The 12333-nt window shown below is 71.9% G+C and carries 9 protein-coding genes; 6 read left to right on the forward strand and 3 right to left on the reverse strand.

Going from position 1 to position 12333, the window contains the following annotated elements; translation table 11 throughout:
• The first annotated feature begins 419 nt into the window (after window positions 1-419).
• Complete coding sequence (locus ACFWI8_RS08975) at window positions 420-2942, forward strand: ATP-dependent Clp protease ATP-binding subunit (protein ID WP_311601708.1); 2523 nt, start codon at window positions 420-422, stop codon at window positions 2940-2942.
• Between the two features lie 79 nt (window positions 2943-3021).
• On the opposite strand, the gene ACFWI8_RS08980 is transcribed toward ACFWI8_RS08975, so the two are convergent.
• Both ACFWI8_RS08980 and ACFWI8_RS08985 read right to left on the reverse strand, forming a co-directional pair.
• Window positions 3022-6093, reverse strand: a complete 3072-nt coding sequence (locus ACFWI8_RS08980) for an NACHT domain-containing protein (RefSeq protein WP_387087480.1) — start codon at window positions 6091-6093, stop codon at window positions 3022-3024.
• Between the two features lie 39 nt (window positions 6094-6132).
• Window positions 6133-7620, reverse strand: a complete 1488-nt coding sequence (locus tag ACFWI8_RS08985) for a cellulase family glycosylhydrolase (protein WP_387087482.1) — start codon at window positions 7618-7620, stop codon at window positions 6133-6135.
• A gap of 258 nt (window positions 7621-7878) precedes the next feature.
• On the opposite strand from ACFWI8_RS08985, the gene ACFWI8_RS08990 reads away from it, so the two are divergent.
• Together ACFWI8_RS08990 and ACFWI8_RS08995 are read left to right on the forward strand one after the other, a co-directional pair.
• The gene (locus ACFWI8_RS08990; RefSeq protein ID WP_387087484.1) at window positions 7879-8109 is read left to right on the forward strand and encodes a hypothetical protein; all 231 of its coding nucleotides are present in this window, start codon (window positions 7879-7881) and stop codon (window positions 8107-8109) included.
• Window positions 8110-8169: 60 nt separating this feature from the next.
• The gene (locus ACFWI8_RS08995; RefSeq protein WP_387087486.1) at window positions 8170-8793 is read left to right on the forward strand and encodes a DNA-3-methyladenine glycosylase I; all 624 of its coding nucleotides are present in this window, start codon (window positions 8170-8172) and stop codon (window positions 8791-8793) included.
• Here the strand turns inward: ACFWI8_RS08995 and ACFWI8_RS09000 are convergent.
• The gene (locus tag ACFWI8_RS09000) at window positions 8790-10007 is read right to left on the reverse strand and encodes a methyltransferase (protein ID WP_387087488.1); all 1218 of its coding nucleotides are present in this window, start codon (window positions 10005-10007) and stop codon (window positions 8790-8792) included. The genes ACFWI8_RS08995 and ACFWI8_RS09000 overlap by 4 nt on opposite strands.
• 84 nt (window positions 10008-10091) lie before the next feature.
• On the opposite strand from ACFWI8_RS09000, the gene ACFWI8_RS09005 reads away from it, so the two are divergent.
• The 3 genes from ACFWI8_RS09005 (at window position 10092) to ACFWI8_RS09015 (ending at window position 12323) form a co-directional block, all read left to right on the forward strand.
• Window positions 10092-11054, forward strand: a complete 963-nt coding sequence (locus tag ACFWI8_RS09005) for an Lrp/AsnC family transcriptional regulator (RefSeq protein WP_387087490.1) — start codon at window positions 10092-10094, stop codon at window positions 11052-11054.
• 87 nt (window positions 11055-11141) lie between these two features.
• Window positions 11142-11723: a TetR/AcrR family transcriptional regulator gene (locus ACFWI8_RS09010; protein WP_387087492.1), complete on the forward strand. Its 582-nt coding sequence runs from the start codon at window positions 11142-11144 to the stop codon at window positions 11721-11723.
• 96 nt (window positions 11724-11819) lie between these two features.
• A complete protein-coding gene (locus ACFWI8_RS09015; RefSeq protein WP_387087569.1) occupies window positions 11820-12323 on the forward strand; it encodes an isochorismatase family protein in 504 nt (167 codons plus the stop codon).
• Window positions 12324-12333 lie beyond the last annotated feature (10 nt).

A 12333-nucleotide genomic window follows, 5' to 3' on the forward strand; every position in this document is an offset into this window, starting at 1 on the left:
GGTCGGGCGCCGGAGCGGCCGATCACCCTCCGTCGAGGTACCGCCGCTCGGGGTGTTCGCGTTCGCCCGTAGCGGATGTCGGTGGCTGTCCGGGCATGGAGTGTCAGCCTGGAGGGGTAGGCAGTTCCTGACGGATGATGGGCACTCTCCCGGATGAGGGGGGCGGTGGCAGTGGGTCCGGGTGCGTTCCTCAGCGGGCGTTCGCCGACGGCGTAGTCCTCTGGGGTCCGAATCCTTGGCCCGCGGGAACATCGTCTCGCACCATCGGGTTGGAACTGTTGTCGCCTGTTCGGGGCACGGCGCCGGGGACAGGAGCACACAGTTGGAATGAGCGGTCCCCCGTTGCGGGACTAAGCTGCGGAAGGACAGGGAGGGGACCGACCCCTTTACTGCCTGACCGCTCTGAGGAGCGATTAACGATGTTCGAGAGGTTCACCGACCGTGCGCGGCGGGTTGTCGTCCTGGCTCAGGAAGAGGCCCGGATGCTCAACCACAACTACATCGGCACCGAGCACATCCTCCTGGGCCTGATCCACGAGGGTGAGGGTGTCGCCGCTAAGGCCCTGGAGAGCCTCGGGATCTCGCTTGAGGCGGTCCGCCAGCAGGTGGAGGAGATCATCGGCCAGGGCCAGCAGGCCCCGTCCGGGCACATCCCCTTCACGCCCCGGGCCAAGAAGGTCCTGGAGCTTTCGCTGCGCGAGGCGCTCCAGCTCGGCCACAACTACATCGGCACCGAGCACATCCTGCTCGGCCTGATCCGCGAGGGCGAGGGCGTCGCCGCCCAGGTCCTCGTGAAGCTGGGCGCCGATCTGAACCGGGTGCGGCAGCAGGTCATCCAGTTGCTCTCCGGTTACTCGGGCGGCAAGGAGGCCGCCACCGCCGGCGCGCCCTCCGAGGGCACGCCGTCCACCTCCCTCGTGCTCGACCAGTTCGGCCGGAACCTCACCCAGGCCGCCCGCGAGTCCAAGCTCGACCCGGTCATCGGGCGCGAGAAGGAGATCGAGCGGGTCATGCAGGTGCTGTCCCGCCGCACCAAGAACAACCCGGTCCTCATCGGCGAGCCCGGCGTCGGCAAGACGGCGGTCGTCGAGGGCCTGGCCCAGGCCATCGTCAAGGGCGAGGTGCCCGAGACCCTCAAGGACAAGCACCTCTACACCCTGGACCTCGGTGCCCTGGTGGCCGGCTCCCGGTACCGCGGTGACTTCGAGGAGCGCCTGAAGAAGGTCCTCAAGGAGATCCGCACCCGCGGCGACATCATCCTGTTCATCGACGAGCTCCACACCCTGGTGGGCGCGGGCGCCGCGGAGGGCGCGATCGACGCCGCCAGCATCCTCAAGCCGATGCTGGCCCGCGGCGAGCTGCAGACCATCGGCGCGACCACGCTCGACGAGTACCGCAAGTACCTGGAGAAGGACGCGGCCCTCGAGCGCCGCTTCCAGCCGATCCAGGTCGCGGAGCCGTCGCTGCCGCACACCATCGAGATCCTCAAGGGCCTGCGCGACCGGTACGAGGCGCACCACCGCGTCTCGATCACCGACTCGGCCCTGGTGGCCGCGGCCCAGCTGGCCGACCGCTACATCTCGGACCGGTTCCTGCCGGACAAGGCCATCGACCTGATCGACGAGGCCGGCTCCCGGATGCGGATCCGCCGCATGACCGCGCCGCCGGACCTGCGCGAGTTCGACGAGAAGATCGCCAACGTGCGGCGCGAGAAGGAGTCCGCGATCGACTCGCAGGACTTCGAGAAGGCCGCCTCGCTGCGCGACAACGAGAAGCAGCTCCTGACCGCCAAGGCACAGCGCGAGAAGGAGTGGAAGTCCGGCGACATGGACGTCGTCGCCGAGGTCGACGAGGAGCTGATCGCCGAGGTCCTGGCGGCCTCGACCGGCATCCCCGTCTTCAAGCTGACCGAGGAGGAGTCCTCGCGCCTGCTCCGCATGGAGGACGAGCTGCACAAGCGCGTCATCGGCCAGGAGGACGCCATCAAGGCGCTCTCCCAGGCCATCCGGCGGACCCGCGCGGGTCTGAAGGACCCCAAGCGCCCCGGTGGCTCGTTCATCTTCGCCGGCCCGTCCGGCGTGGGTAAGACCGAGCTCTCCAAGACGCTGGCGGAGTTCCTCTTCGGCGACGAGGACGCGCTGATCTCCCTCGACATGTCGGAGTTCGGCGAGAAGCACACCGTCTCCCGGCTCTTCGGCTCCCCGCCCGGCTACGTCGGGTACGAGGAGGGCGGCCAGCTGACCGAGAAGGTGCGCCGGAAGCCGTTCTCCGTGGTCCTCTTCGACGAGGTCGAGAAGGCCCACCCGGACATCTTCAACTCGCTGCTGCAGATCCTGGAGGACGGTCGCCTGACCGACTCCCAGGGCCGGGTCGTGGACTTCAAGAACACGGTCATCATCATGACGACCAACCTCGGCACCAGGGACATCTCCAAGGGCTTCAACATGGGCTTCGCGGTGGCCGGCGACGTCGCCACCGGGTACGACCGGATGAAGGCCAAGGTCAACGACGAGCTGAAGCAGCACTTCCGGCCGGAGTTCCTGAACCGTGTCGACGACACGGTGGTCTTCCACCAGCTGACGCAGGACGACATCATCAAGATCGTCGACCTGATGATCGCCCAGGTGGACGACCGTCTCAAGGACCGGGACATGGGCATCGAGCTGTCGACGGAGGCCAAGCAGCTGCTGGCCAAGCGCGGCTACGACCCGGTGCTCGGCGCCCGCCCGCTGCGGCGGACGATCCAGCGGGACATCGAGGACATCCTGTCCGAGAAGATCCTCTTCGGCGAGCTGCGTCCGGGCCACATCGTGGTCGTCGACACCGAGGGCGAGGGTGCGGACAAGGTCTTCACCTTCCGGGGCGAGGAGAAGTCCTCCCTCCCGGACGTCCCCCCGGTGGAGCAGGCGGCCAAGGGCGGCCCGAACCTCTCCAAGGAGTGAGCGACCGCTTCCGCTGAGAAGTGACCGGCGCCCCCGCTACCCTCGAAAGAGGGCGGCGGGGGCGCCGTCGTGTGTGCGTTCAGTAGCGGGGGGCGGGCGGGGCGATGACCTTGATGCGGTCGGGGAGGACGTGGTCGGCGACCGAGTGGGGGACCTCGACGGACGTCAGCTCGGGCAGGCGGGCGAGCGGGGAGAGGTCCTTGGGCGGACGGGTCAGCACGAGGGAGCGCAGCCCGGGGAAGGCGTCCACGAGCGGTGCCAGTTCGACCGGTTCCCCGAAGAGTACGAGGTGGGTGATCCCGGGGAGGGCCACCCCATGCTCGGCCGTGCTTCGCATGGTTTCCACGAAGAGGACCAGTGAGTCCAGGGCCGGCAACGCCGCGACGGCCCGCCACTCCGGTCCGCGTAGCGGCCGGTCACCGCGATGCAGCCCCAGCGTCGTGAGCGTGGGCCAGGCACCGAGACCGGTCAGGTCGGGAAACCGGTTGGGGAGGGACAGGACGGTCAGCGCGGCCGCGGACGGCAGCCGGTCGAGGGAGGTCAGCTCGACCTCGGCACCGAGGACGAGCGAGCGCAGCCCGTTCAACCGCTCCAGACCGCCGAGGTCGACGGGGTCGGCCGTGGCGTCGAGGAGCAGGTCGTCGACGCCGGTTTCGGCCAGCTCACTCAGATCGGTGACCCCCGGACAGTCGTCCAACGTCAGCCGGCGGAGACCAGGGAAGGCGCGCAGCAGGCCCAGGTCCTGGAGCGAGGGGCACTCGCGGAGGCAGAGCCGCTCGATCGGCTGCCTCCCCAGGGCGTAGACGATCTCCTCGGAGGCCAGGTCCCCGCGAATGTCGACCATCCGCAGCCCCTCCAACGTGCCGAGCAGCCAGAGCTCGGCATGGCTGGTGGCGTAGAACCACGGCTCCTCGATGGCCGGCAGGCGCGCGACGATCTCGCGGAAGTAGCGCTCGGTGTCGAACCGCTTCCAGGCGTTGGCCAGGGTGCGATGGACCTCGGGTGAGGGCTGACGCGTGAAGTCGCGCAGGGCGCCGAGCGCCGAGTCCGTGCCGATCCTGGTGGCGGCGGTGACCACGGCCTCCGCCTCGTGATCGGTCAGTCCCTCGGGGCCCGGCAGCAACTCGACGACGACGGGACCGATCTCGGCCAGCGCCAGGGCTTCCACGTGGCACCGGGGCGGGAGATATCCCCGGGCGCGGTTCTCCACCTCGGCTCGGATATCCGGGGCGAGCTGGGTGGCGTGTTCCAGGCAGGCAGTGGCGAGGAGATGCAGCCGCACCCGGTGTTCCGGGTCGGCGTCGCCACGTTCGACCAACGCGTGGAGAATTTCCCCTCGTTGGACTGGTTGGGCATGGGCGACGGCCATTCGCACCACGTCCTCCCACTGGTCGAGGTGGGCCTTTTCGACCAGCGCGGGGAAGTGCTGCCATTCGACCATCTCGCGGGCGCCGAGATAGTCCTGGAATGTGCGGTGCACGAAGTCCACGGCTCCCTCGACTGGTTCGCGAAGCACGCCGGAGCGTTCGACGAGATGATCCAGCACCCGGGCCGGTGAACCGAGTTGGTCGCCTCGGTGAATGGCCGGCAGTGCCTGGCCGATCAGCTGGGTGGCAAGCTCGGCGGACATCTCGAAGCGGCCGTTGGTGATCAGCCAGTACGCGAGCTTCTGGAGGAGCGAGATCTGGGTCTCCGCGTCGAGAAGCGGCAGCCCGCCGCGGGGCGGGTGGGGCCGTTCCCGGTCGCGACGTTCGAGCAGCATCGACAGGGCGGCGTCGTAGAGCGCCTTGCGGCCGCGCGGCAGGTGGCCGTTCCGTTCCCGGTGCAGGGCGCAGATCAGCGCGCACATCAGCGGGCTGGCGGCCAGTGCACCGAGGTCGGAGCGGGAGCGGATCAGGTCGAGTAGGGCTCGCTCGGCCTCGGGGGCCGCGCCGACGGCCTGGTGCCAGCGGTGCGCGAACGCCTCGATGTCTCCGTGGTTCATGGGGGAGAGCGTCAGTTCGGCGAACGACTCCGAGCCGAGCCAGTCCTGGCGGACCGCCGACGGCCGGGCGGTGACCAGCCAGAGGTTGTCCGGGTAGGAGGCGTTGAGGCGGCGTACCCAGCTCCTGGCCGCCTCCCGTTCGTCCTCCGGGATCTCGTCGATGCCGTCGACCAGCAGCAGCCCGCGCCGGGCCGACAGGACCCGGTCCATCCACCGCTCCGGCTGCGCGGCGGCCAGCGGGCAGTCGACGGCGGTCAGGAACTGGTCGGGATCGGGCAGGCGCCGGCGGTCGCGGGTGAGGGTGCGCATGGGGAGCACGAACGGGACCCGGCCGATCAGGTGCGGCATCCCGGCGCCGAGGTCCTGACGGGCGGCGGTGACGGCGAGCCACTGCACCAGGGTCGTCTTGCCGGAGCCCGCCAGGCCGCGCAGCAGCACCCGCTCGTGGCCGGCGAGGGCGCGCTCGGCGCGCTGTGGCGCGGCGTCCGGGTCCCCGTGGGTCTCCAGGCTCAGGTAGGCGTCGTCCAGCGGCCACTCGCGGGACTGGTGGAGGTCGAGGCCGTAGATGGTGAGCCGGCCGTGCTCGTGCTGGACGTAGCGTGCGTAGCGCTCCTCGAACGCGGCGTCCTCCGCCGACCTGGACGGCACGCGCTCGATCAACAGGTCCACGGCGCGGCTGAGGTGGTCGAGCCGGCGGCTCTGCTCGACCAGGGTGCGGGCGACAAAGGTGGAGCGCTGGGTGAAGAAGTTCAGGATGTGCAGGCAGGCGGCGTCGAGGACCCGCCGGTAGAGCGGCTCGTCGGCGATCGCGATGCGGCGGGCGAACTCCTCGTGCCCCAGCCGCACGGCCTGGACGTCGTCCATGGCGAGGTCCCCGAGCGCCGCGAAGGTGCGGGTGAGCAGCTCGGCGGCGGTCAGGACCTCGTCCTCGGAGGGCGCGTCGTGCGGTCCGATGCCGCGCACCGCACGCCGCACCAGCTCCCCGCACAGCCTGTCCAGGTCCGCCTGGACAAGGCTCCGCTTCTCGCCCCGGAACGACACCAGCGACGAGATCCGCACCGGCTGGTCCACCAGGCCGGCCCCTGGACCGTCCTGGCGGAACAGCCGCCTGATGAGTGGAGTGAACGCGCTCGACGCCAGCCGCAGACCCGCCCCCGCAAGTTCCATGACCTCAGCGTAGGTTGGGGCGGCTCCCGGGCGCTGGCGTCAGGCGCAGGTCGTGCCGTTGAGCGCGAAGGTGGCGGGGACGGCTGCCGTGCCCGAGGTGGTGGCGGTGAAGCCGAAGGAGGCGGTGCCGCCGCCGGCGGAGAGCGTGCCGTTCCAGCCGACGTCGGTGGCGGTGACGGACCGGCCCGACTGGGTGAGACGCGTGTTCCACGAGCTGGCGATCTGCTCGTTGCCGGTGAAGGACCAGCCGAGCGACCAGCCGTTGATCGGCGTCGTGCCGGTGTTGGTGATGGTGACGTTGGCCTGGAAGCCGCCGTTCCAACTGCTGGTGAGGGCGTAGTTCACCCGGCAGGAGAGGGTGGGTCCTGGGTTGCCGGGGCCACCCGGGTCCCCGCCGCCCTCGCCGACGGGCAGCAGGTAGGGATCAAGGAAGCGCTGCTTGTTGGTGTCGACGGTGGTCCAGTCGCCGTTCAGGATGCCGCCGGTGTCACCGGAGTTGGGGTTGAGGGACCAGTAGGTGAAGTCGATGCCGCTGGTGCCCGTGCCGAGGTACTGCATCAGCCGGGTGAGCCACTGCTGGTCCTTGGCGGCGGTGAGGGTGCTGCCGAACTCGCCGAGCAGCACCGGGGCGGTGTCGGTGGTCTCCAGGTAACCCCAGTAACGGTCCCAGCGGGCCGGGAGGTTGTTCGGGAAGGACGGGTCGTTGAACCACGGCTGGGCGAAGACGGACGTGGCGTACTCGTGGGCCGAGTAGACGAGCTTGTTCGGGTTGCTGAGGCGGACCGGGTGGTCACGGGCGCCCATCAGGTTGCCGCCCCACCAGTTGCAGTCGCTGTTGTAGCACTCGACGCCCTCGACGATGATCAACCAGTCCGGGTTGGCGGCGAGGATCGCGTTGCCGGCGCGCTCGGCGGCCAGCCGCCAGTCGGTCGACTGGGTGCCGGTGCCCCAGGTGGCGGCGCCGCGCGGCTCGTTGTGCAGGTCGGCGCCGACGACGGTGGCGTCGCCCCGGTAGCGGTTGGCCAGCATCACCCAGTCGTTGATCCAGCGCTGCTCGCTGTAGGCGGCGGTGTACCAGAGCTCGGACTGGCCGGTGGAGTCGGGACGGTGCCGGTCCAGGACGACGCGCAGGCCGATGTCGCCCGCGTAGCCGATGATCCGGTCCATGATCTGGATCCCGCTCAGGCCCAGGAGGTCGGGGTTCCTGGTGTAGTCGATGCCGTTGGGGGTGGCGCCGGCGTCGAAGAGCTGGTTGGAGAAGGGCAGCCGGAGCGTGTTGTAGCCGAGATCCTTCACCTGGTCGAGCATGTCCTGGTAGTTCCGCGCCCACAGGCCGTGCGGGGCGAAGGTGTCGGTCTCCATGCCGAACCAGTTCAGCCCCGTCATTCGCACCTCGTTGCCCGCTGCGTCGACGATCTGGCCACCGGAGGTGGACCAGGGCCCGTCGCCCGGAGCGGCCTGGGCCGTGCCGGAGGACAGCAGGGCTCCGCTCACGGCGAGCACGGCCGTGAGCAGGACGGCGGCCACGCGTCTCGGCCAGGAGGCCAGGCGCGATCTCTGTCTGTGGGCCTGTCCAAGGGCCTGTCTGTGGTGTTGCATCTGCGCACCTCGATTCCCATGGGGATGGCGAATGGGAGCGCTCCCATGGGCGGATGGTGGTGGGACGGGGGCCGCCTGTCAACGGCCTGTGCGTGTCGCTTCCCTCCGTTGGCCTCCGGTCGGGTGGGCGGAAAGGTGGGCGGGTGGGGTGAAACGCGACATAGTGGAGGTGAGGAGGCGATGGACGTGGCGGAGCACCTGATGCGGGCCGAGTACCTGGAGGGCAGGAACCGGGCCGGTGAGCGGGTGGTGAAGACGTGGCACATCGTGCGGGACGGCGAGGTCGAGGCGATGTGCGGGCGCGCGCTGGAGTCTGATGCCGAGGTCCGGTCGGACGAGGAGTGGGGGCGGCCGCCGGAGAAGGCGTGCCACACCTGCGGTGCCCTCTACCTGCGCGAGGTCCCCTACCGGGCCTAGGGCCGGGACCTGGCCGGCCGTCCGGGTCGGTTGTCAGTGGTCTGGTGCACACTGCCCGGTATGAACGAGACGCTGGCGGTGGCAGGACCCGACGGGTTGCCGCGGTGCCCCTGGGGGGCGGCCCCGGAGGACTACCGGGAGTATCACGACACCGAGTGGGGCCGGCCGGTGCGTGGGGACGACGAGTTGTTCGAGCGGCTGTGCCTCGAGGCGTTCCAGTCGGGCCTGTCGTGGTTGACGATCCTGCGTCGTCGGGAGGGCTTCCGCAGGGCCTTCGCCGGCTTCTCGATCGCGCGGATAGCGACCTTCACGGACGAGGACGCGGCTCGGCTGCTGGCCGATCCCGGCATCATCCGCAACCGGCTGAAGATCGAGGCGGTGCTGGCCAACGCCCGGGTGGCGGCGGAGTGGAAGCCGGGGGAGCTGACGGAGCTGATCTGGTCGCACGCCCCGGAGGCGGGGGACCGGTCGGCGCCCGGGAAGCCCGGGGACATCCCCGCCACCACCCCCGAGTCCACCGCCCTGTCCAAGGCCCTCAAGCGGCGCGGGTTCCGCTTCGTCGGCCCGACCACGGCCTACGCGCTGATGCAGGCGTGCGGCCTGGTCAACGACCATCTGGCCGACTGCCATGTCCGTGACGCGGTGGAGCGGGAGCGCATGGGGAAGAAGGGGGGCGCGGCCTAGGGTTCGGGGGCGAGGCGCCAGAGCGAGGTCACCTCGGCCGAGCGCGCCCGGTGGAGGGGGTCGGTGGCGTCCTCGGTCCGGCGGTGGGTCGGTCTGGTGTCGAGGCGGTCGACGACGCGGAGGCCGGCGGCGTCGAAGGCGGCGAGCAGGTGGTGCCGGCTGCGCAGGCCCAGGTGTTCCGCCAGGTCGGAGAGGATCAGCCAGCCCTCGCCGCCGGGGGTCAGGTGGTCGGTGAGGCCGGCCAGGAAGCCGTGCAGCATGCGGCCTTCCGGGTCGTAGACGGCGTGGTCGAGGGGCGAGTTGGGGCGTTCCGGCAGCCAGGGCGGGTTGCACACCACCAGGCCGGCTCGGCGGTGCGGCGGGTAGAGGTCGGCGTGGTGGACGGTCACCCGGCCGGCGAGGCCGAGGCGGGCCAGGTTCTCCCGGGCGCAGGCCACGGCGCGCGGGTCGTGGTCGGTGGCCGTGACGTGCCGGATGCCGCGCCTGGCCAGCACGGCGGCCAGCACGCCGGTGCCGGTGCCCAGGTCCAGGGCGCCGCCTTCCCGGGCCGCGGCCGGGAGCGGAGCCGTGGCCGCCAGGTCGACGTACTCGCCGCGGACCGGGGAGAACACGCCGTGATGCGGGTGGACCCTGGCGCCACCGAGCGCGGCGACCGGCACTCCACGGCGGCGCCACTCGTGGGCGCCGATCGCGCCGAGCAGTTCGGGCAGTGGGGTGACGGCGGTCCTGCCGTCCGGTGGCCCCCACGCCTCCGCGCAGGCGGCGGCGGTGTCCGGGCCCCGGCGCAGCGCCACGCGCCCGGCGCCGTCGAGTGGCACCAGCAGCCGGCCGAGCAGCGTGGCCCGCCTGGCACGGGCGGCGCGGTGGGCGGCCCAGGTGGTGGCCGGCGGCTCGGCCGCCGCCACCCGGCGGCCGAGGGCGCGCAGCAGTTGGCGCGCGTTGTGGTAGTCGCCCCGCCACAGCAGGGCCTGGCCGGCGCGGGCGAGCCGGTGGGCGGCGGCCGCGGTGGTCCGGTCGTCGGCGACCACGACCCGGTCGGGCGGGGTGGCCGCGCTCGCCGAGCACCACCGGGCCAGGTGCTCGACGGGCCGGCCGTCGTGGCCGGCCTCGGTCCAGCGGAGGGTGGGCCGGGCGTCGGCCGGCGGGGCTGGGTTCGGTGCGGAGTTCGGTGCGGAGTTCGGTGCGGAGTTCGGTGCGGGAGGAGGTACGGACACCAGGGGATGGTGCGTCGGTGGTGGGCGAAATCCGGTGGATCCTGGCCAGGCGCGCGGTTTCGGACCGCGGACTACGCTTTCCGCGTGGATCTGCGTGCGCTCGACGAGTTGGACCGGTGGCTGGTCCACGCGCTGCAGCTCGACGGCCGGGCCGCGTTCACCCGGATCGGCGAGGTGCTCGGCGTCTCGCATCGGACCGTCGCGCGCCGGTACCGGGCGCTGTGCGCCGCCGGGGTGCTCCGGGTGCGGGGCCTCCGGCACGCGCGCCGGACGGGCCAGGCCGAGTGGTCGCTGCGCCTGCGGTGTCGGCCGGCGGCGGCCGTCGAGGTCGCGCACGCCCTGGCGCGCCGCCCCGACACCAGCTGGGTGGCGCTCACCGCGACTGCCGGCGAGGTGCTGTGCGCCGCCCGCACGGCCGCCGCCGTCGAGCACCACGCCCTGCTGACGCGCACGCTGCCGCGGACCCCCGAGGTGCGGGAGGCCGCCGCCCGTCTTGTGCTGCGGACCCATGTCGGGGACGCGGCCGGCCGGCAGGGCCGGCTCGCCGCGCTCGGCGCCGAGCAGGTCGCGGCGCTGCGCGGCCCGGCTCCGGAGGGGAGCACGGACCCCGAGCCGTACCGGGCGGACGCCGCCGACCAGGCGTTGTTCGTGGCGCTCGCCGCCGACGGCCGGGCCACTGCCAGGGAACTCGCCGCCCGGGCCGGCCGCTCGGAGAGCTGGGCCAGGGAGCGGGTCGAGCGGCTGCGGCGGAAGGGCGTCCTCTACTTCGAGGCCGATGTCGACGCGGCCAGGGTCGGCCACCACGACACCACCGTGCTGTGGCTCACCACTCCACCCGCCCACGCCGAGGCCGTCGCGCGCGCCCTGACCACCCACTCCCCGGTGGTGTTCGCCGCCGCCACCACGGGGTCGAGCAACCTGATGGCCGCCGTCGTCACCCGGGACACCGACGCGCTGCACAGCTACCTCACCGGCCCGCTGAGCGAGTTGGCCGCCGTCACGCACGTCGAGTCGGCTCCCGTCCTCCGCGTCGTCAAGCGCCGCTGACGGGCGGGCGGTGGGCGGGGCGGAGGCCGTATCGGATCATGCCGGAATACTTGACCTCCAGGACAAGAAACGGCAGTCTTGCCGCCCGTGGGGAGGCCCAAGCAGTTCGATCCGGACGCCGCCATCGCCCGTGCGATGGAGGTGTTCTGGCGCGACGGCTACGCCCTGGCCAGCCCACGGGTCCTCGTGGACGAGATGGGCATCGGCAAGGGCAGCCTGTACCACGCCTTCGGCAGTAAGCGCGCCCTGTTCGTGCTGGCCCTGCGGCGGTACGGCGAAAACCACGCCGCCGCGTTGGCCGAGATGTTGCAACGCCGGGACCTGCCCGTCCGGGAGCGGCTCCGCCACGTCCTGGAGGCCCTGGTCGCCCTGGACTTCGCGGACGACGACCGCCGCGGCTGCTTCGCCGTGAACACGGCGACGGAGCTGGCGGCCGCCGGCGAGGAGGCGGCGGCCGTCGTCAGGGACATGTTCGACCGGACCGAGCGCGCGTTCCTCGCCGTCATCGAGGAGGGCCAGCGGACCGGGGAGATCGACCCGGCGCGCGACGCCCGCGCGACGGCCAGTCTGCTGCTGAACACCGTGGTCGGGATGCGCGTCCTGGCCAGGACAGCCGACGGCCCGGAGCAACTGCGCCGGGTCGTGGCCGCGGCGCTCGCCGCCGTCTGATCCCGCCGCGGGGGGCGGGATCATCCGGCGGCGAGGTCGCGTCAACCGCCGTGCGAGGATGGGCCGGTGATCGCCGAGGCCCTCATCGTGGTGGACATGCAGCGTGGTTTCCTGGCCGGCGGCGCCGAGCCGGTGGCCGACGCCGCGGGTCTCACCGACCGGGTGGGCGCGCTCGTTAAGCGCGCCCGTCGCGCGGGCGTACCCGTGATCCACCTGCAGAACGACGGCGCACCCGGCACGGTGGACGAGCCGTTCACCCCCGGCTGGGAACTGCTAGTCAACGAGCCGGCCGAGACCGTGATCCGCAAGACGGAGGACGACGGATTCGCCGGCACCCCGCTCGGCGACCTGCTCGAAGGGCTCGGCGTCCGCCGGATCGCCGTCTGCGGCGTGCTCAGCGAGATGTGCGTCAGCGCCACCGCCCGCACCGCCCTCGCCCGCGGCCTCGGTGTCGTCCTCCCGCACGACACCCACGGCACGTATCCGCTGGCCGAGATCCCGGCCGACGTGGTCTCCCGGGTCGCCGAGCACGCGCTGGGCGACGAGGTCGAGCTGGCCCCCAGCGCGACGGCGGTGACCTTCGCGCCGGCGGGAGTATGACCGCACCCGA

Source organism: Streptomyces sp. NPDC127098, assembly GCF_042722465.1.
In the GTDB taxonomy this organism is placed as follows: domain Bacteria; phylum Actinomycetota; class Actinomycetes; order Streptomycetales; family Streptomycetaceae; genus Streptomyces; species Streptomyces millisiae.